The 18,421-nt window shown below is 44.0% G+C and carries 18 protein-coding genes and 1 riboswitch; of the genes, 13 read left to right on the forward strand and 5 right to left on the reverse strand.

Features of this window, described 5'->3' with window-relative positions:
- Positions 1-80 precede the first annotated feature (80 nt).
- Complete coding sequence (gene glpE, locus AB4180_RS16305) at positions 81-401, forward strand: thiosulfate sulfurtransferase GlpE (RefSeq protein WP_102249638.1); 321 nt, start codon at positions 81-83, stop codon at positions 399-401.
- A gap of 49 nt (positions 402-450) precedes the next feature.
- Positions 451-1,293 (forward strand): rhomboid family intramembrane serine protease GlpG, encoded by an 843-nt coding sequence (glpG, locus tag AB4180_RS16310; RefSeq protein ID WP_102249637.1) that lies wholly within the window; start codon positions 451-453, stop codon positions 1,291-1,293.
- 90 nt (positions 1,294-1,383) lie between these two features.
- Here glpG and AB4180_RS16315 read toward each other — a convergent pair whose 3' ends face one another.
- Entirely contained in the window at positions 1,384-1,791 is a 408-nt protein-coding gene (locus AB4180_RS16315; protein WP_102249636.1) for a flagellar basal body-associated protein FliL, read from the reverse strand.
- A gap of 162 nt (positions 1,792-1,953) precedes the next feature.
- On the opposite strand from AB4180_RS16315, the gene AB4180_RS16320 reads away from it, so the two are divergent.
- Positions 1,954-2,496 carry a chorismate lyase gene (locus AB4180_RS16320; protein WP_198592256.1) on the forward strand — a complete coding sequence of 181 codons (543 nt, stop codon included), beginning with the start codon at positions 1,954-1,956 and terminating at the stop codon, positions 2,494-2,496.
- Positions 2,497-3,351: a 4-hydroxybenzoate octaprenyltransferase gene (gene ubiA / locus AB4180_RS16325; RefSeq protein ID WP_102249634.1), complete on the forward strand. Its 855-nt coding sequence runs from the start codon at positions 2,497-2,499 to the stop codon at positions 3,349-3,351.
- Positions 3,352-3,456: 105 nt separating this feature from the next.
- Here the strand turns inward: ubiA and plsB are convergent, their stop codons facing one another.
- Positions 3,457-5,880 carry a glycerol-3-phosphate 1-O-acyltransferase PlsB gene (plsB, locus tag AB4180_RS16330; RefSeq protein WP_102249633.1) on the reverse strand — a complete coding sequence of 808 codons (2,424 nt, stop codon included), beginning with the start codon at positions 5,878-5,880 and terminating at the stop codon, positions 3,457-3,459.
- A 220-nt stretch (positions 5,881-6,100) separates the two neighbouring features.
- Between plsB and AB4180_RS16335 the strand changes: the two genes are divergently transcribed.
- The 4 genes from AB4180_RS16335 to dinF all read left to right on the forward strand — a co-directional run bounded on the left by AB4180_RS16335 (position 6,101) and on the right by dinF (position 9,651).
- Positions 6,101-6,463 carry a diacylglycerol kinase gene (locus AB4180_RS16335; RefSeq protein ID WP_029223019.1) on the forward strand — a complete coding sequence of 121 codons (363 nt, stop codon included), beginning with the start codon at positions 6,101-6,103 and terminating at the stop codon, positions 6,461-6,463.
- 94 nt (positions 6,464-6,557) lie between these two features.
- Complete coding sequence (lexA, locus tag AB4180_RS16340) at positions 6,558-7,178, forward strand: transcriptional repressor LexA (RefSeq protein ID WP_009848249.1); 621 nt, start codon at positions 6,558-6,560, stop codon at positions 7,176-7,178.
- Between the two features lie 97 nt (positions 7,179-7,275).
- Positions 7,276-8,154, forward strand: a complete 879-nt coding sequence (locus tag AB4180_RS16345; RefSeq protein WP_102249632.1) for a class I SAM-dependent methyltransferase — start codon at positions 7,276-7,278, stop codon at positions 8,152-8,154.
- A 141-nt stretch (positions 8,155-8,295) separates the two neighbouring features.
- Positions 8,296-9,651, forward strand: a complete 1,356-nt coding sequence (gene dinF, locus AB4180_RS16350) for an MATE family efflux transporter DinF (protein WP_198592255.1) — start codon at positions 8,296-8,298, stop codon at positions 9,649-9,651.
- A 106-nt stretch (positions 9,652-9,757) separates the two neighbouring features.
- Here dinF and sthA read toward each other — a convergent pair whose 3' ends face one another.
- Entirely contained in the window at positions 9,758-11,158 is a 1,401-nt protein-coding gene (sthA, locus tag AB4180_RS16355; RefSeq protein ID WP_017103565.1) for a Si-specific NAD(P)(+) transhydrogenase, read from the reverse strand.
- Positions 11,159-11,485: 327 nt separating this feature from the next.
- Here sthA and fabR point away from each other — a divergent pair, with 327 nt between their 5' ends.
- Together fabR and AB4180_RS16365 are read left to right on the forward strand one after the other, a co-directional pair.
- Positions 11,486-12,127 carry an HTH-type transcriptional repressor FabR gene (gene fabR / locus AB4180_RS16360; protein WP_010438693.1) on the forward strand — a complete coding sequence of 214 codons (642 nt, stop codon included), beginning with the start codon at positions 11,486-11,488 and terminating at the stop codon, positions 12,125-12,127.
- On the forward strand, positions 12,127-12,498 hold the full coding sequence (locus tag AB4180_RS16365; RefSeq protein ID WP_004736696.1) for a YijD family membrane protein: 372 nt from the start codon (positions 12,127-12,129) through the stop codon (positions 12,496-12,498). Before fabR ends, AB4180_RS16365 begins: the two co-directional genes overlap by 1 nt.
- Before the next feature lie 86 nt (positions 12,499-12,584).
- Here AB4180_RS16365 and trmA read toward each other — a convergent pair whose 3' ends face one another.
- Positions 12,585-13,694 carry a tRNA (uridine(54)-C5)-methyltransferase TrmA gene (trmA, locus tag AB4180_RS16370; protein WP_009848254.1) on the reverse strand — a complete coding sequence of 370 codons (1,110 nt, stop codon included), beginning with the start codon at positions 13,692-13,694 and terminating at the stop codon, positions 12,585-12,587.
- Positions 13,695-13,848: 154 nt separating this feature from the next.
- Positions 13,849-14,052: riboswitch (cobalamin riboswitch) on the forward strand.
- 39 nt (positions 14,053-14,091) lie between these two features.
- Between trmA and AB4180_RS16375 the strand changes: the two genes are divergently transcribed.
- From AB4180_RS16375 to murI, 3 genes are read left to right on the forward strand one after another with little or no spacing between them, the layout of a single operon-like run.
- Positions 14,092-15,966 (forward strand): TonB-dependent receptor domain-containing protein, encoded by a 1,875-nt coding sequence (locus AB4180_RS16375; RefSeq protein ID WP_017100862.1) that lies wholly within the window; start codon positions 14,092-14,094, stop codon positions 15,964-15,966.
- Between the two features lie 48 nt (positions 15,967-16,014).
- Positions 16,015-16,680, forward strand: coding sequence for an ATPase (locus tag AB4180_RS16380; RefSeq protein ID WP_102249631.1), 666 nt, complete (start codon positions 16,015-16,017; stop codon positions 16,678-16,680).
- 60 nt (positions 16,681-16,740) lie between these two features.
- Positions 16,741-17,547, forward strand: a complete 807-nt coding sequence (murI, locus tag AB4180_RS16385) for a glutamate racemase (RefSeq protein ID WP_102249630.1) — start codon at positions 16,741-16,743, stop codon at positions 17,545-17,547.
- Here the strand turns inward: murI and AB4180_RS16390 are convergent.
- A complete protein-coding gene (locus AB4180_RS16390) occupies positions 17,510-17,962 on the reverse strand; it encodes an RNA-binding protein (protein WP_009848258.1) in 453 nt (150 codons plus the stop codon). The genes murI and AB4180_RS16390 overlap by 38 nt on opposite strands.
- Between the last annotated feature and the right edge of the window lie 459 nt (positions 17,963-18,421).

Raw genomic sequence — 18,421 nt, forward strand, 5'->3', positions numbered from 1 at the left:
CCTTATTAAGTGGGTGTGATTGTTAGCCTTGGGATAGGTTACAATGGCAGCAAAGTAAATCAGTATAAAAAGAGAAAGTCATGGACCAGTTTAAACATATCGACGTTAAAGGCGCTCAAGCCCTCATTGAACAAAGTGATGCTCGACTTGTCGATATACGTGACCCGCAGTCTTTCGCGGTTGCGCACTCAAAAACAGCCTACCACCTGACGAACGATACAATGCTGTCGTTCATGGATGAGGTTGAGTTCGAACAACCTATCTTGGTGATGTGTTACCACGGTATTAGTAGCCAAGGTGCAGCACAATATTTAGTGAACCAAGGCTTTGAAGAGGTATATAGTGTTGATGGCGGTTTCGAAGCTTGGCACCGTGCTGAACTTCCTGTAATTGCTGGTTAATTCCCTTTGTCGTTCCAAGCATCTCTCATAGCATGAATAGGAAGTAACAATGATTAGATTGATGGTGTTAGACAACCCACGTCTTGCTCAAGCATTTATTGATTATATGGCGTCTCGTCAGATCCCTATTCAGATGTCTCCTGAGGGGGAAGGGCGTTTTGCTCTTTGGCTTATTGATGGTCAATTTCAGGTTGAAACCGAAGCTGAGCTCAATCGCTTCTTGTCGGAACCCAATCATAAGCGCTATCAAGCGGCGTCTTGGGACATGGCAGAGACCAGAAAGAGCAACTTTCATTACCATACGCCTAGTTTCATGGGCATGATAAAAGCCAAAGCGGGCCCTGTGACACTCAGTATCATGTTGGGATGTGTGGTGATTTTTGCTCTGCAGCAGATAGGCTTCGGGCAAGCGATTTTTAATGCATTGCACTTCCCAGCAGTTGATGGGCAGCAATGGCAATTGTGGCGCTGGCTCAGTCATGCTGTTTTGCATTTCTCGGTTATGCACATCGCATTCAACATCTTGTGGTGGTGGCAACTGGGTGGAGATATTGAGAAAAAGCTAGGCGGCCTTAAGTTACTTCAGATCTTTGCTGTCTCTTCTGCGCTTTCTGGTGCAGGTCAGTATTGGGTTGAAGGGGCGAACTTCGGTGGTTTGTCTGGGGTTGTGTATGCCTTGGTTGGTTACTTATGGGTTGTTGGTGCGAAGGCGCCACAACTTGGTTTAGGTATCCCAAGACAGATTGTCGGCTTTATGTTGGTGTGGTTAGTGCTTGGGTACATGCAGCCATTTATGGCGATCGCCAATACAGCGCATTTAGCTGGCCTAGCCGCTGGTGTCATTATTGGCTTTATCGATGCGATGAAAGCACCGAGCTCGGCAAGAAGCTAACTCATTTTTTCTAGTGAGTAGTCAAACGATAGAGACAAAAAAGCGGCCAGGTGAGCCGCTTTTTTATTTGGATGCCTTTAAACACTATCATTACTGATAAAGGTATTTGGTAAACAGTAAGTCAGCAATGAGAGTTTTACCTGTTTCAGGAAGTAAAATCTTATTGAGGTGCTCAACTAAGGACTTTCTCAAATCCTCACGACCGGATAGAGACTTAATGGTCTCTTCGTTTTGTTTGCCAAGTAACTCAATCACCGCATCACGAATCAATGGTTGATGATGTTCAATGGCTTCTAAGTCATTACTATTGGCGACCATTATGTCGAGGCGAACCTGGATATAGCCCAATTTTTTACCTTTAGTGTAAAAATTGGTGGTGAGATCGGGCTCTAGCGTGAAGTAGGCTAGTTTGGGGGCCGACTCTTCTTCAGCGAAACTTGATGCTGAAAATAGTAAATTAATCGCAATAAATAGTTGGGCTACATAACGTTTGTGCATATTTGAGACTTTTCTTTAGTTTATTCGCGATATTCGAAACGCATTAGTCTTGTTACAATGAGCAGTCTAAATCTAAATACGTTTACAATTCGAAGGACGCTTTAATTTTATTCGAAAGTTGAAGCTTTATTGTACGTGTAAAGTCACCTATTGAATACTAGTATGAATCAGTCAATATCATTGTATCTAAATTCGTTAATGAATGTAGATTGGCAAAGCACAGAAAATTTTAATTTTCCTAATCAAACCACCAAAGAGTGGTTGATGGAGCAAGGATCGCTTTCCCGTAAGTTGGGCAAGTGCTGCCATCACCTGTCTGTTGAGTTGCTTCATAACCAAGTTGTAGAACGCTCAATACTACAACAGGACGAAGAAAATCTTTTATCATCGTATGATTGCTTACTGCGTAAAGTGATTTTAAAGGGTGATAATGAGCCGTGGGTGTTAGGTCGAACCTTAATTCCTCGAGTCACGCTAGAAGATCATCAGCACTCTGACCTTTCTCAACAAGGTGATGTCCCGCTTGGATTAACCGTTTTCAGTGCTGAAAACGTGGAGCGAGATGCGCTGCAAGTCGGCTGGGTTACTGCAGGCGATGAGCGATTACTCGCGCGTCGTTCTCGATTATGGATGAACCATAAACCGATGCTTGTCGCTGAACTGTTTTTACCAACATCCCCCATTTACTCTAAGGAGAGTGTGTAAATGCTTGCCACCAAAGCGAAGGCGTATTGGCAATTAACGCGAATGAATCGCCCGATTGGTACCCTGTTACTCCTTTGGCCGACCCTGTGGTCGCTGATCATCGCCGCGCAAGGCATGCCTGATTTTGGTGTCTTGGTTGTTTTCGTACTCGGTGTGGTGTTGATGCGTTCAGCTGGCTGTGTGATCAATGACTTTGCTGACCGTAAAGTAGATGGTCATGTTAAACGCACCAAGCAGCGCCCATTACCTTCAGGTTTAGTTTCCAGTAAGGAAGCCATTGTGCTGTTTTTAGTGCTAGCTTTGGTTTCATTCTTATTGGTGCTAACCATGAATCCGTTGACCATTAAACTCTCTTTTATCGGGGTTGGTTTAGCGTTTATTTACCCTTTCATGAAGCGTTTTACGCACCTTCCTCAGTTGTTTCTGGGCTTAGCGTTTAGTTGGGCGATTCCAATGGCATGGGCAGCACAAACTAATGAGTTGCCAAGTATTGTGTGGTTTATTTTCGTAATTAATGCGTTGTGGACGATAGCCTACGATACGCAATATGCGATGGTAGATCGAGATGACGACCTTAAAATTGGTATCAAGTCGACCGCCATTTTATTTGGCCGTTTCGACAAGCTCATCGTTGGCTTCTTACAATTAGTGACACTGGCGATGCTGATTGCTCTAGGCATGCATTACCAGTTGGGTGATACCTTCTATTGGGCATTGTTGGTGGCAGGTAGTTTGTTTGTGTATCAACAGCATTTGATGCGTCATCGTGACCGAGACTTATGCTTCCAAGCTTTTCTCAACAACAACTATGTTGGAATGGCGGTGACAGCAGGCTTATTCATTACCTTCTGGTAAGTCTCTGAGTTTGAGCGAAACGAACACAAAATAAAAAGGTACCCATTGGGTACCTTTTTTTGATTGTGTGTTCCGCTTCATATAAAACAGACACCAAGTGAATTATTAGTCTGCTTGGTGGATGCTCTCTTGAATCGTCAGACGCACTTCTGGGTAAAGCATGGAGTAGAGAAGTCTAGCGAATTGCTGAGTCTTTTCTAAATCACAGTTACCCTCGTTGTCTAGATATTGCTGCTGTTTCAGAGTTGCGAACATCGACGCAAACACGCCTTTATCGAAGAACTCTGGTGCATTAATGCCTTGCAGACGACCAAGTCGCTGTGCAATGTCTTGGCTCTTTTGTTCAAGATCTGATTTATCCAAATCAGGATTCTCTGCCAACAGGTTCAGAGCAATAGAGTAGCGCTGTAGTGTCTCTGAAATCGTACGACCTAACAGCATCAGTGCTTGGCTGTTTGATTGGTTGATGGTGACCTCGTTATCAGAAACCACAAGCATACCTTGGCTAACCAGCTCTGCAATGATGTTAGACACTACGTCTTCAAGCTTGTCTTCGTCGTAGCTTAGGAACAGCTCTTTCTTCAAGAACGGGTAGATAGCAGCAACGTTTTCTTGAATCGCGTCAATCGATAAACCGCGCTGACGAATGGTCATTTGGGCGATTAATGATGGCAGAGCAAACAAGTGAATGATGTTGTTTCGGTAGTAGGTCATCAGAATTGACTGGTGACGGTCTAGCGAAATAATGTCGCCCATTGAGTCTGATTCAATTAGGAATTTGTTTAATGATTCAGCGTGTTTTACCAGATCTTCAGCACTGTCTTTTGGTACCGTGAATGTGTCTGAGTAAGGTACATTTTTCAGTAGAGACAGGTAGCAATTGATCTGAGAAACCAAAGAGTCACGAGACAATGCGCGTTGTCGCGAAGCAAGTAGCGCCGTTGCACAGAGTGTTAGTGCGTTGGTCGCTGCTGCATCGTTTATGTGTGTCATCATTTTGGTGGCCAAGTCGTTAACCACTGGGTTCATCCATTGTGGTTTGCTGGCTCCCATTGGATCGATGTCTTTGGTCCACTCTGGTGCATGCTCGTTTAGGTATTGGTTAAGCTGAATTGGCTCACCGAAGTTCACGTAGCCTTTACCAAAGTTACGTAGTTTACGGATAGTTCGAATCACTAGGCTCGCATTCTCTTTCTCTTTGCGCTTACCACGTAGCTCTTTGGCGTAGGTTGCCACTTCCATTACGTGTTCGTAGCCGATGTACACCGGTACTAACGTTACTGGGCGGTTCATGCCGCGTAGCATTGCCTGAATCGTCATTGCTAACATACCGGTTTTCGCTTGTAGCAAACGACCAGTACGTGAACGGCCTCCTTCACTGAAGTACTCTACCGAATATCCTTTAGCGAACAGTTCTGCTAGGTATTCACGGAAAATAGTCGAGTACAGCTTGTTGCCTTTAAAACTGCGACGAATGAAGAACGCACCACCGTGGCGGAAAATCGGGCCAGCAGGGAAGAAGTTCAGGTTAATACCAGCAGCGATATGCGGCGGCACCATGCCCTCGTGGTAAAGCACGTAAGAAAGCAGCAAGTAATCCATGTGACTACGATGACAAGGCACATAAACGATCTCGTGACCATCTTGAGCCAGTTTACGAACCGTTGAAGCATTGTTGATATGCAGGCCTTGATACAACTTATTCCACAGCCAGCCTAGAATCTTCTCACCACGTTTGATCAGTGAGTAAGAGAAGTTCGCGGCGATCTCGTCCATGATATCCTGAGCTTCTTTGCTCGCTTTCTCGATCGAGATGTTCTTAGCTTGTGCTTCGTCTTCAATTGCTTTTTTGATCGCTTCTGATTTTAGTAGGCGGTCAAACAGAGCTTGGCGGCTTGGCAGGTTAGGACCTGATGCAGCTAGCTTTTGGCGGGAGAAGTGAATACGTGCCACGCGCGCCAGTTTGTGCGCGATGGTACTGTCGGTGCCATGTGAGTTGGCCATGTATCGTAGAGATACCACTGGGCTAAAGCGAACTAGGCAGTCACGGCCTGCGAGCAATACTGCTTTTGATTTCTCTAAACCGTTCATTGCTTGTAGGTAAGGCTTCTGGTTATTCTCTTTACCAGGCTTACGACCCCATAATACGGTGGCAGGGATAACTTGAACGTCGAGCTCAGAGTCTTCAGCATGCAGTGAAAGCAGCTCAGAGAAGACTTCAATTGATGAGCTTGGTACATAATCATCGTCTTGCAGTAGCGTTTTGCGAGAAGAGATAAAAACGTAGCGTTGCAGTGATTTGCCATTGATTTCAAGCTTGCTTAACGGATCGGGTAGACCTAATTCAAGCGCATGTTTTTGCAATGTAAGAATGTCGACACTTGAGCGAAACGGTAAGGCGTATACAATCGGTTTGCTCAAATCAATGTTCAAATCCTCAACAGGGTTTGAAGGGATTGATGTGCTCTTTACCAGTAGGGATAAAGGTAGCTTCATTAATGAACGTGAAAAAGATTGTCCAGAAGACATATAGGTTCACTGCCTCAATAGTTATTTCAATGTGCTGAAGCGTATCTCTATTTCTATAATGAAAAGGATAAATCCTATGAGTGAAATAGGGATAAGCCTAGGCGTAAATTTAATCGATGCAAGAATACCAGAAACTGGTCTAACCTTTTAATGGAAATAGTCATATTGCCGTTAAGTTTGTGGAAAATCATTCATCGACTGATTGAGTATAGAGTTAAAAATGACCAAAAAATCAAACACCGGATTCAAACGTATCGTCAAAGCGGCGGGCTTTTCATGGCAAGGTATCACGAGCTCGTTTAAAAACGAGGCTGCATTTCGACAAGAAGTCTTCATGGCCGCAGTGCTTATTCCGTTGGCGTTCTACTTAGATGTAAACCAAGTTGAGCGAATCTTGATGATTTCAGCCGTCGTGTTGGTGATGGTTGTCGAGTTGATCAATACCGCGATTGAAGCGGTCGTTGACCGAATCGGTAGCGAACATCATGAGCTTTCTGGGATGGCGAAAGATGTTGGCTCAGCTGCCGTTTTTATCTGTTTAGTATTAGCTGGTTACGTGTGGTTAGAGATCTTGTTTTTGTAATTTGCTAAAAATGAACTAAAAACAACCAATTGCTTTGCTTTTGTTCAGTTACTGGATATACTCACAGTCAACTGTATAAAAAGACAGGTGAATCATGAAGCCGTTAACGCCCCGCCAGCAACAAGTTTTTGACCTTATCAAAAGTAAGATCGAGGATTGCGGTATGCCACCGACTCGTGCAGAAATCGCACGTGAACTTGGCTTCCGCTCTGCAAATGCTGCAGAAGAACATTTGAAAGCTCTTGCTCGTAAAGAAGCGATTGAGATTATCCCGGGTGCGTCTCGCGGTATTCGTATTTTGCTTGAAGATGCAGCGAACGAAGAGCAAGGTTTACCATTAATCGGTCAGGTTGCCGCTGGCGAGCCTATTTTGGCTCAAGAGCATGTAGAAATGCACTACCAAGTTGACCCAGGTATGTTTAAGCCACAAGCTGACTTCTTACTTCGCGTAAATGGCGAAAGTATGAAAGACATCGGTATTATGGATGGCGATTTACTGGCCGTGCATAAAACACAAGACGTGCGTGATGGACAAGTTGTCGTGGCTCGTGTCGACGATGATGTAACGGTAAAACGCCTAGAGCGCAAAGGTTCTACCGTTCTGTTACATGCTGAAAATGAAGAGTTTTCTCCAATTCACGTGGACTTAGAATCCCAACACTTGTCTATTGAAGGACTTGCGGTTGGTATTATTCGTAACACGGACTGGATGTAGTCAGTGCAAACAGCTTATTGATATTTACTCTCAATAACTTGTTATTGTAATTGATATTCATTATCATCTTCTTTGTCGAGATACAAGGAAGATGATGATGCCAAACCCAACCAAACCTCAAATGAAGCCGCTTATTCGTAAGTCGCACACCTATGATCAAAAGGCTTCTTCTGATCTCGGGTCAGCACATCAAGAATTCCAAGTACCGACGAATCTTGTTCAACACCTTTGGTTTCGCAGCCGCGAAAGTCTAGCCGATGACGGTCTTGTTTATGACCCTATTGCAGCACAAGCCTGCAAGCGTTGCCAACTCGCACCTGAATGCCTTACCGGCGAACTCGACCAACAACAACTCCTTTACGCGACACTGACTCAACTTTGTGACTCTCAAGTTCAACAGTTTTTATCTCATAACCCAGATGCTTGGATTATTAACGTAGGAGCAGGGCTTGATACCCGTTTCTACCGTTTAGATAACGGCCGCTGTCATTGGGTTGAGCTAGATGTAACCGAGAACCTAGTTTGGCGACAACGCCTGTTCCACAAGAATGAACGCTATCGTCTAGAGTGTGGCTCGGTGGATGACCTGACTTGGTTGGATGAACTTAATATTCCAGAACAAGCTTCGGTGATGGTGGTGTGTGAACATGCTCTGTTGGATTGCAATGAACAACAGACGGCGAACTTTATTCAATCTTTGAGCCGTTATTTTACCCACGCACATGCGTGTTTAGTGTTAGCTGGAGATAAAAGCTCTAGTGCTCTGGGACAAAAGCTTGGTTCTGGAAAATACGCACATGGCTTATCTTCTCCGATAGACAGCGTCCTTAATTGGCTGCCATGGGCTCAATGGGTAAAAGTGTTTTCTCCACTTGACCAGCAGTGTAATCGTTGGAAATTGTGGCAGCGACTTCTTTGTAAAATCTCTCAGGTCAAAAAGCGTTTAACGCCGCAGTTAGTGCTTGTTAAGTGGTAGTGCTAGCGGTTCTGTTGGCAGATATCTGAATGCTTGCCTCGTTAGAGGTATTCGTTATCGATAAAAGGCAAGCACCTCCCCACAACATAGTGAAAGCCCACTCACTAGGTTAAACTATCGCCTCTAATCTAAGAGGTGATCGTGAAGTTATTTAATCCCCAAACTATTTTTCAAACGTTATCCAATCAGGCGATGCACAAAAAAGTGCTGTTACTCGCGATCCCGATGGTTCTTTCTAATATTACGGTTCCACTGTTGGGCTTAGTCGATGCTGCGGTTATCGGTCACTTAGAGCATTCTTGGTATTTAGGTGGTGTGGCGCTGGGTGGCACAATGATCAGCGTGACCTTTTGGCTGCTCGGTTTCTTACGAATGTCGACGACGGGACTGGCCGCGCAATCTTATGGGGCGAACGATGGCAAGCAACTTGGTTTAGTCTTTGTGCAAGGCGTGACCATGGCACTAGGGTTTGCTGGTTTCTTCTTGCTATTGCATAGCTTTGTTGCGGATGCGGTTTTCTCTCTGAGTAGTGCCAGTGACCAAGTGAAACACTATGGTCAGCAATATTTCTCTATCCGAGCATGGAGTGCGCCTGCTGCGTTGACTAACTTTGTGCTGTTAGGTTGGTTACTCGGAACCCAAAATGCCAAAGCACCCATGTGGATGGTGATCATTACTAATATCACCAACATCGTTTTAGATATCGTATTTGTGATTGGCCTCGGCTGGCAAGTGGAAGGCGCAGCATTGGCATCTGTAATGGCTGATTATGCCGGTTTAACATTTGGCCTGATTTGTGTTTACCGGATCTGGGTGAAGAAGCAGTTACCATCGCCATGGGAGCTGCTTAAGAAAACCAGCCAAGGTTTGAGTCGTTTCGTAAAACTGAATCGCGATATCTTCCTTCGTTCACTATGCCTACAAGCGACTTTCACTTTCATGACCTTCCAAGGTGCAAGCTTTGGCGATGATGTTGTTGCGGCCAATGCAGTGTTGATGAGTTTCTTGATGATCATCTCTTATGGGATGGATGGTTTTGCCTACGCAATGGAAGCCATGGTCGGTAAAGCGATCGGCGCGAAAGATAAAGATGAGCTAAATCAGTCTTTGATTGGCACCTTTTTTTGGAGCTTCAACATTTGCTTGGTGCTCACCATTGTGTTCGCGATTGCGGGGTCTAGCTTGATTAACATGATCACCACAATCCCAGCAGTGAAGAGCCAGGCTGAGGTGTATCTGCCATGGTTGATTGCAATGCCGTTGGTTTCGATGTGGTGCTTCTTATTGGATGGTATTTTCGTTGGGGCAACCAAAGGCAAGGATATGCGCAATAGCATGTTCGTGGCGACCTGCTGCTTCTTTGTAATTTTCTACTTGGCCTCAGGTTTAGAAAACCATGCGCTGTGGCTAGCAATGTTGAGTTTTATGGCGATGCGTGGCATCGGTCTTGGAGTGTTGTTTGTTTCTCAGTGGAAGAAGGGGGAGTTTCTCGCTTAGCTTGCATAGCTTAGTTCAGGGAACGAAAAATAAAAACAGCAAGCTCTTGGCTTGCTGTTTATGTACTTGGCCTACAGGTGGTCAAATAGTCCTGTTGGTTCTTTGTTTAGAACAAACGGTTAAGTCCGTTAAGCGCTGCTACGCGATACGCCTCGGCCATCGTCGGATAGTTAAAGGTGGTATTCACAAAGTATTCGATGGTGTTGGCTTCGCCTTTTTGTTCCATGATCGCCTGACCAATGTGAATGATTTCAGCGGCACGTTCACCAAACACGTGGATACCTAAAATCTCTTTAGTTTCACGATGGAAAAGTATCTTCAAGCTACCAATATCTTTACCTGCAATTTGAGCGCGAGCTAAGTGCTTGAATGAAGAACGTCCCACTTCATACGGCACTTTAGCTGCGGTAAGCTCTTGCTCGGTTTTACCGACAGAGCTGATCTCAGGAATGGTGTAGATACCTGTTGGGATGTCTTCGATAAGGTGTCGTTCTGCTTCACCTTTCATCACAGCTTGGGCCACAAATCGACCTTGGTCATAAGCAGCACTTGCTAGGCTAGGATACCCAATCACATCACCGACAGCGTAAACATGTTCAACACTGGTTTGGTAGTTGCTGTTGACTGATACTTGTCCACGAGAGTCCGCTTCTAAGCCAACCGCACCAAGGTTCAGTTTATCAGTATTACCCGTTCGACCATTGGCATACAGTAGGCAATCGGCACGCATTTTTTTACCTGACTCTAGGTGAATGATTACACCATCATCTGTTCCTTCAATTTTCTCAAAGGTCTCATCGTTACGAATAACAACGCCACTGTTCCAGAAGTGGTAAGAAAGTGCATCTGAGGTTTCGTTATCTAAGAAGGACAACAGGCGATCGCGAGTATTAATGAGATCGGTTTTCACGCCTAAACCGCGAAATATAGAGGCATATTCACAGCCGATAACACCAGCACCATAGATGATGATGTGTTGAGGGTCGTGTTTAAGAGAAAGAATCGAATCGCTGTCGTAGACACGTTCATGCATGAAGTCGACGTTGTCTGGCTGATAAGGACGAGAACCTGTCGCGATAACAAATTTGTCTGCGCTGTAGTGTTCTTCAGTACCGTCGCTTTGCATTACGGAGATCGTGTGGGTATCGATAAAACGTGCAGTACCGAAGACTAACGTGCATTGGTTGCGATCGTAGAAACCTTGGCGCAAGCGAGTCTGTTTGTCGATGACCGATTTAGCATGCCCCAGAATATTGGAAAATGTTGAGTGGATACTTTTATTGTTCTGACAAAACAGAGGGTTACTGTTGAATTCAATAATACGACTTACGGCATGACGCAGTGCTTTGGAAGGAATGGTCCCCCAGTGGGTACAACCACCCCCAACGCTGCTCTCTTTTTCAATGATAGCAACGTTCAACCCGGCTTTGGTTAATCCCATCGCTGCCCCTTCTCCTCCGGGGCCACTACCAATTACGATTACATCAAAGTGGTTGGAGTGCGACATAGATATCTTCCTTGTTATATTTGATTAACATTGCTTTAGCGAGATTTTAACTGATTCTGTTCTTGGGTACATGAAAAGGGCATCAGAGAGTCGGTGAGATCACGTCATGCTACTGAAAAAATAATATTTGGTATGTCGTATGTCTCCAAATGACGGTGCGGATATTGAAATGTTTTCTTTGAACGTATTTACTTCGATACGTGAACAAAGAGGTATGTTTAGTGTCTTATATAACCAGAGTGCCTTATATAAGTAAGTGATTCGCGTTATATTGAATAGAGTATTAGACATGCCTGTTTAGGCTGTAAAAGAAGATGTTGATAAAGTATGAAACCAATGGGCATTCGCGCACAGCAAAAAGAAAAGACTCGTCGTAGCTTAATCGATGCGGCATTTAGCCAACTCAGTGCCGATCGTAGTTTTTCTAATCTAAGCTTGAGAGAAGTCGCTCGTGAGGCTGGAATAGCTCCGACTTCCTTTTATCGCCATTTCAAAGATATGGATGAGCTTGGCTTAACCATGGTAGATGAAGGTGGCTTATTGTTGCGTCAGTTGATGCGTCAAGCTAGGCAACGCATAGTAAAAGAAGGCAGCGTGATTCGCACATCGGTTGAAACCTTTATGGAATTCATTGAAAGCAGCCCAAACGTATTCAGACTGTTATTGCGGGAGCGCTCAGGAACTTCATTTGAGTTTCGTGCAGCGGTAGCTCGTGAGATACAGCATTTCTCTGCTGAGTTAACCGAATATTTAATTACAACAGGAATGACAAGAGACGAAGCTTTTACTCAAGCGGAAGCCTCCGTCATCTTGGTTTTTAACTCAGGGGCAGAAGCATTAGATTTAGATCGACGTCAGCGAGATGAATTGGCTGAGCGTTTGATCATGCAATTGCGAATGATGGCCAAAGGAGCTTTTTGGTATCGTAAAGAACGTGAACGTAACCGATTAAAAGGCGGGATTGAATAATGTCGAATGAAAATAATACTGTAAACCGTGGTTCTGAAAGAAAGACACTCGTACTTGCTGTTGTAGCTGGTGTATGTGGTGATGCACTGTTATCTTGGGTAACAATGAGCGAAGTGGGCTTCTCTATTTTCCCGCTGATTGCTTTAGTGTTGGCTGTACAAGCGCTATACCAAGAATACCTAACAAATCCAGTATCTGAAGATATTCCGTTAGTGGGTTTAGCTTGTTTCTTTGTAGGTGCATTTGGCCACTCGGCTTTTGTGAAAGCACAACACCCTGATGCCGGGTCAAACTTCTTTGCGATTATCGTCGCGATGCTACTGCTCGCTTGGGTAGGTAAGAAGCTAGGCTTTATCGGTAAAACCGCTTAAACCAATCTATAAATAAAAAAACGAGCCAATTGGCTCGTTTTTTTGTATCTGCTGCTTAGCTTCGACCTCGACCTAGAGAGCGAGGCTTACGCTTTACGCTCTAGGAATACACCGGCTTCCATGTGGTGCGTGTAAGGGAACTGGTCAAATAGAGCAAAACGAGTGATGTCGTGTGTTTCACTTAGAATGTCTAGGTTCTCTTTCAATGTCTCAGGGTTACAAGAGATGTACATGATGCGCTCGTAGCCTTGAACCATCTTACAAGTGTCAACATCCATACCTGAACGCGGTGGATCAACAAAGATAGTGTTGCAGTTGTAGCTCTTAAGATCGATGTTCGCTTGCTGTAGACGACGGAATTCACGCTTGCCTTCCATTGCTACGGTAAAATCTTCCGCAGACATGCGGATGATCTGAACATTTTCAATCTTGTTGGCTGCGATGTTGTATTGCGCAGATTCTACTGACGGCTTCGCTAGTTCTGTTGCCAGTACACGTTCGAAGTTCTGTGCCAGTGCTAGTGAGAAGTTACCGTTACCACAGTAAAGTTCAAGCAAGTCGCCTTTGCTGTCTTGAGTACAGTCGACTGCCCACTCCAACATTTTTTCTGCTACTTTACCGTTTGGTTGAGTAAAGCTGTTCTCAACTTGCTGGTAGATGTAGCTATCACCATTCACATCTAGCTTTTCAATAACGTAGTCGCGGTCCAGCACGATTTTCATCTTACGCGCACGGCCGATCAGGTTTAGGTTAAAACCTTCATCGTTTAATTGCTGCTTAAGTGCTTTAGCATCTTGAATCCACTGCTCACCTAATTGGCGGTGGTAAAGCAGTGACACCAAAATCTCGCCGCTTAATGTAGAAAGGAAGTCTACTTGGAATAGTTTGTGGCGTAGAGAGTGGTTGTCCTTCATTGCATCCGTTAATAGAGGCATTAGGTCGTTGATCAGGCGGCTAGCCGCTGGGAACTGGTCTACGCGGTATTTTTCTTTGGTCTCTTGATTGAACATGACGTAATACATATCGTCACCTTCATGCCACACGCGGAACTCTGCACGCATGCGGTAGTGTTGTTCTGGAGATTCATACACTTCCAGCTCAGGCACATTATATTCTGAGAACATTTCAGTAAGACGCTCAGTCTTTTCTGCCAGTTGTTCTTGGTAGCGTTGCGGGTTTACTTCTAAATTCGCCATTGTTATGCCTTTTGCTATCGTGCTTTTAAATCAAGAGCGCAGATTTTATTCAATCACAGGCGCTTGTCCAGTGTTGAGAGCCATTCAGTCTAAATAGACGACGAAAACTATAGCTTATAACTATCTTAGACTAGACAAATGATTCATAGGTCAATACTATTTCCGGCAAGCTGGTGCCATGTGGATGTATAGATGGCTGAAGAGGGAATCTGGTGAAAATCCAGAACTGACGCGCAGCGGTAAAAGAGAACGAGTATTCATAGACACTGCAAATAGCATTTTGTGGGAAGTCGAATATTAGGTAACCGAAAGGTTGTGCTCTTAAGTCCGAATACCTGCCAGCGGCTAAGCCATACAATGTGGTTTGGTAGGACTTTACGCGATTTAGGATCACAACATGAACAAATCCCTTTTAGCGGTTGCTGTAGCATCGCTGCTTTCACCTATCTCCAATTTACACGCACAAGAAGCATCTGCTGACGAAACCATGGTCGTTACGGCTAACCGTTTTGAGCAGTCTGTGGGTCAAGTTACAGCAACTGTCGATATTGTGACTAAAGAGCAAATTGATAACCTGCAAATCAAATCTCTAACGGAAGCTTTAGCATTATTACCTGGTGTGCAAGTAACGCAAAATGGCGGACGTGGACAAAACAGTTCAGTCTTTGTTCGCGGTACCTCATCGAATCAAAGCATTGTCCTCTATAACGGGGTGAGAATTGGTAGTGCGACAACTGGTAGTGCGAACTTCTCAGCTATTCCTCTAAGCGGCGTTGAACGTATCGAGTTAGTAAAAGGTGCTCGTGCTGCGGTATATGGTGCTGATGCAATAGGTGGTGTAATTAACATTATTACTTCATCAGGGGCTGATGTTGACTCTGGTACTGTTCAAGTTGGTGCTGGTACTGATAACTATCGCCAAGGCGCAGCTGGTGTGAGCTCTAAAGTTGGTCAGAACTCTTGGATCAATATGTCTGTAAACACTGAAGCGTCAGATGGTTTTGATGTCGTAGGCACTGGCCCGGCTCAACCTGATGAAGATGGCTATAGCCGTCAAGACTTAACGCTTGAGGTTGGGACAAACTTTTCACCTGAGTGGTCTGCCAAAGTGATGGGCTTCTATCATAAAGGCGTGACTGAATATGAAAGTTATAAGGACTTTTCAACAGGTAAGCTATCAGCTGATGAGCAAGAATCTATTCTTTTCAACTACGCAGCGCTTGTTGCATATAATGGTGAGAAGTATCGTTCATCTTTGTCTGTATCAACTAACCGCGACGATAGTAACAATAAAGGCGGTCAAGTTCCGGGTAGCCACTTAATCACTGATCGCCATGCTCTTAACTGGCTGAACTCTTATCAGTTATCTGAGATCTTTGTACTTAATGCAGGCGTTGACCTAACTAAAGACACCGTGGCTGATTCCAAAATTTGGAGCAGCAATAGTTACCAGAAATATGACGGTACTAGTCGTAAGAATAATGCAGTATTCGCTTCGGCTTTCTATGACAATTCAGGTCTGCAAATTGAAGCAAGTGTTCGTCATGATGACAACGAAGTCTATGGCGGAAAGTCGACATGGCAGCTAGGAACTGGTTATCTTGTTAATCAGAATTGGCGTTTGATTGCGTCTGGTGGTACTGCCTTTCGAGCTCCGACATACAATGACTTATTCTGGCCTGGCTATGGTAAGAGTGACTTGAAACCAGAAGAGTCTTTGAGTTTTGAGGCTGGATTTGAGTTCTTCTCTGACGTATCAGATATACGCGTTGTAGGTTATTCAAACAAAATTACTAATTTGGTAAGTTATCAGTCAAAAGGTGAAGCTTTAAAGAATTCTGATGCGACAATACGTGGTATTGAAGTAAGCTCGCAGTTTGAGACTGGCGTGATTTCACACTCAGTGTCGCTAGACTTCCTAGACCATAACAACAAAATCAATGTTGCTGGTTATGGTCAACCAGAAGACATTCAAGATAAAGAGCTGTCTCGTAGAGCAAACTTTGCAGCGAAATGGTTGGTCAGCTATGAACACAATGACTGGCGTGGTGATTTGAGCTATCAGTATCAAGGTAAACGCTATGACGATGCAAAAAATACGGTGGAACTTGAACCGTATAGCCTCGTGAACTTTACACTAGCTTACCAGTTGACCGAACAATGGAAACTACGAGCTAAAGTTGAAAACTTGTTTAATACTCAATACCAAACGGTGGATAAGTATGAAACGCAAGATCAAGCATACTACCTAAATGCTTCATACCAGTTCTAACTGGTATGCAAACCGCCTTCGGGCGGTTTTTTCTTATTGGATATATCAATGAAAAAGAAAGTCGTCATAAGTTGGTCGTCAGGTAAAGACTCTACGTTAACGTTAGAGCGCCTACTTGAAAGCACCGAGTATGAAGTTGTTGCTCTGTATACGACGTATGTTGGAGGTGAAGTTCCTTTCCAGGTAACTCCTATTGAGGTCGTTGCAATGCAAGCTCGAGTGGTCGGTTTACCATTAATCATGATTGAGCTACCGGAAGTCTTCCCAAGTAATGAGGTTTACCAAAGTACGATTGTCTCGGCACTTAAAGATTCTAGCTTATCAATCGATGCGGTCGCGTTTGGAGATATGTTCTGTAATGGCATTGCCGATTACCGAAGAAGTTATATAGAGCCAGCTGGTTGGGAGTGTGTGTTTCCCCTAATGGGAGAGAGCAGTCAGGCACTTGCGAGTGAAATAATAGAGAGAGGAATCGAAACCTTTCTCGTCACGGTCGATAGCGATGCATTAGACATGAGCTATTGCGGGAAAGAATACACACTTGAGCTAATCGGCAGTTTACCGAGTCACGTCGACCCATGCGGCGAAGATGGTGAGTTCCATACTTTAGTCACGTCAGCGCCATGCTTTAAAGGAAAGCTTAAGATAGAGCTGGAAAATGTAGAGCAGGGTGAGCGCTTTGTGCATCAACGCTACCGAGCTTGCATTATGTAGAGTGATGATTGGCGAAAACTAAGTGAAGGGGTATCATTGTAACGGAAATTATTACAGGTAATGGTTGTGTCGGAAAGCATGCAAAAAAACATATTGATCTTTGATTCTGGAGTTGGTGGTCTGTCCGTATATAAAGAGATAAGCCAGTTACTACCGAATCATAACTATACTTATGTATTCGATAATGAGGCTTACCCATACGGTGAGCTAGACCAGCAAGTCCTTATCCACAGAGTTCAAAGCATCGTCGCCAGTTTTGTGGCTAGCCACGTTATTGATATTGTGGTGATAGCCTGCAATACAGCAAGTACAATTGTGTTACCTACACTAAGGGCAAATAACCCAATCCCTATTGTCGGGGTTGTTCCGGCAATCAAGCCAGCATCGCTACTTGCCAATAAAGCCGTTGGTCTTATTGCGACACCCGCAACGATTACTCGTGAATACACACACGAGCTCATCAAAAACTTCTCTAGTAATAAAAGAGTTGAGCTTTTAGGTTCTACTCAGCTGGTGGATATGGCCGAAGATAAACTCCGAGGAGAGGCGATTAACCTTGAAGAGCTGCAGCAAATCCTTCAACCAATGATCAACACAATTGATGTGGCTGTTTTAGGGTGTACTCATTTCCCACTGATCAAATCAGAGATTCAGCAAGTGCTAGGTAAAAACGTGATGTTGATTGATTCAGGTAAGGCTATTGCTAAGCGGGTTCAAGATTTATTGGATATAGAGAGCAGTACTGAAGAAGGGGGAGTGCGTGAGGCTTTTTGTAGTGCACTTCCTAAAAAAGAAAGTGCACTAAATAGTATGCTGAAGCAGTTAGGGTTTAGCTCAGCTCAGCTTCGTCCGTTTCTGGATGTTTAGGATCGTTTGCAACGCGTACTTTTAAAGTACGTTGCATGTAATCTTTATCGTTAAGTTCTGAAATAGCATGATTCACATCATTACTTGCCATAACAACAAATCCAAAACCTCTTCTTTTACCAGTACGTTTGTCTTTCATTAAACGTACAGCAAATACTTCACCATATTCAGAGAACAATTCACGTACATGTGATTCATTCGCTTTGTATGGAAGGTTACCCACATAAAGTGTTTTTGTTGAAGCCTTAGGTTCTGACTCTGATTTTGAGTTGGTGCTTGAAAAATTAACAACAAAAGCGGAAGCCAAGACACCAAGGATAAAGGTAATTGCAGGCGATATATCTACCTGAGAGAAAACAATGCCGCCCAATACAGCTAGCGCGACAATTAACAACATCGATTTTTTTGAGTTCATATCGGAATACTACATATTAATAAACGAAATATACGCATCTACCATTAACAAAATAGACACATGAATCTTACGTTCATGGCTTCCATTTTGCCAATGTATTGCTGTGATACGTCTCAAATGTTTAGTTTTTATTCGAAAAATGCGGATGTGGTGGCTTTTTAGACGAACAAAACTTTTATTTAAAAAAGCTCTTGTGCTCTATATCGAACTCTCTATAATGCCGCCTCACCGACAAGGAGTGAGACGAAAGTCACGCTGCGAAATCGGTAGAGAATAAGAGTTTGAAAATAACCCTTGACTCTCTAAGTGGTGCAGGTATAGTACGCACCCCTAGCGACTGAGATGTAAGTCACAAAACGCTAGAGCTCTTTAACAATTTAAACCTATCAATCTGTGTGGGCACTCGTTGATGAATATCAAAACGTTATTACTTAGGTAGTAACAGTTACTTCGGTAACA

This window comes from Vibrio sp. 10N.286.49.C3 (genome assembly GCF_041469545.1).
Classification (GTDB): Bacteria; Pseudomonadota; Gammaproteobacteria; order Enterobacterales; family Vibrionaceae; genus Vibrio; species Vibrio tasmaniensis_A.

Excerpts from the sequence above, each read along its gene's own strand:
- glpE (WP_102249638.1), top strand. The coding sequence starts at position 81 with ATGGACCAGTTTAAACATATCGACGTTAAAGGCGCTCAAGCCCTCATT.
- glpG (WP_102249637.1), top strand. The coding sequence starts at position 451 with ATGATTAGATTGATGGTGTTAGACAACCCACGTCTTGCTCAAGCATTT.
- AB4180_RS16315 (WP_102249636.1), bottom strand. The coding sequence starts at position 1,791 with ATGCACAAACGTTATGTAGCCCAACTATTTATTGCGATTAATTTACTA.
- AB4180_RS16320 (WP_198592256.1), top strand. The coding sequence starts at position 1,954 with ATGAATCAGTCAATATCATTGTATCTAAATTCGTTAATGAATGTAGAT.
- ubiA (WP_102249634.1), top strand. The coding sequence starts at position 2,497 with ATGCTTGCCACCAAAGCGAAGGCGTATTGGCAATTAACGCGAATGAAT.
- plsB (WP_102249633.1), bottom strand. The coding sequence starts at position 5,880 with ATGTCTTCTGGACAATCTTTTTCACGTTCATTAATGAAGCTACCTTTA.
- AB4180_RS16335 (WP_029223019.1), top strand. The coding sequence starts at position 6,101 with ATGACCAAAAAATCAAACACCGGATTCAAACGTATCGTCAAAGCGGCG.
- lexA (WP_009848249.1), top strand. The coding sequence starts at position 6,558 with ATGAAGCCGTTAACGCCCCGCCAGCAACAAGTTTTTGACCTTATCAAA.
- AB4180_RS16345 (WP_102249632.1), top strand. The coding sequence starts at position 7,276 with ATGCCAAACCCAACCAAACCTCAAATGAAGCCGCTTATTCGTAAGTCG.
- sthA (WP_017103565.1), bottom strand. The coding sequence starts at position 11,158 with ATGTCGCACTCCAACCACTTTGATGTAATCGTAATTGGTAGTGGCCCC.
- fabR (WP_010438693.1), top strand. The coding sequence starts at position 11,486 with ATGAAACCAATGGGCATTCGCGCACAGCAAAAAGAAAAGACTCGTCGT.
- AB4180_RS16365 (WP_004736696.1), top strand. The coding sequence starts at position 12,127 with ATGTCGAATGAAAATAATACTGTAAACCGTGGTTCTGAAAGAAAGACA.
- trmA (WP_009848254.1), bottom strand. The coding sequence starts at position 13,694 with ATGGCGAATTTAGAAGTAAACCCGCAACGCTACCAAGAACAACTGGCA.
- AB4180_RS16375 (WP_017100862.1), top strand. The coding sequence starts at position 14,092 with ATGAACAAATCCCTTTTAGCGGTTGCTGTAGCATCGCTGCTTTCACCT.
- AB4180_RS16380 (WP_102249631.1), top strand. The coding sequence starts at position 16,015 with ATGAAAAAGAAAGTCGTCATAAGTTGGTCGTCAGGTAAAGACTCTACG.
- murI (WP_102249630.1), top strand. The coding sequence starts at position 16,741 with ATGGTTGTGTCGGAAAGCATGCAAAAAAACATATTGATCTTTGATTCT.
- AB4180_RS16390 (WP_009848258.1), bottom strand. The coding sequence starts at position 17,962 with ATGAACTCAAAAAAATCGATGTTGTTAATTGTCGCGCTAGCTGTATTG.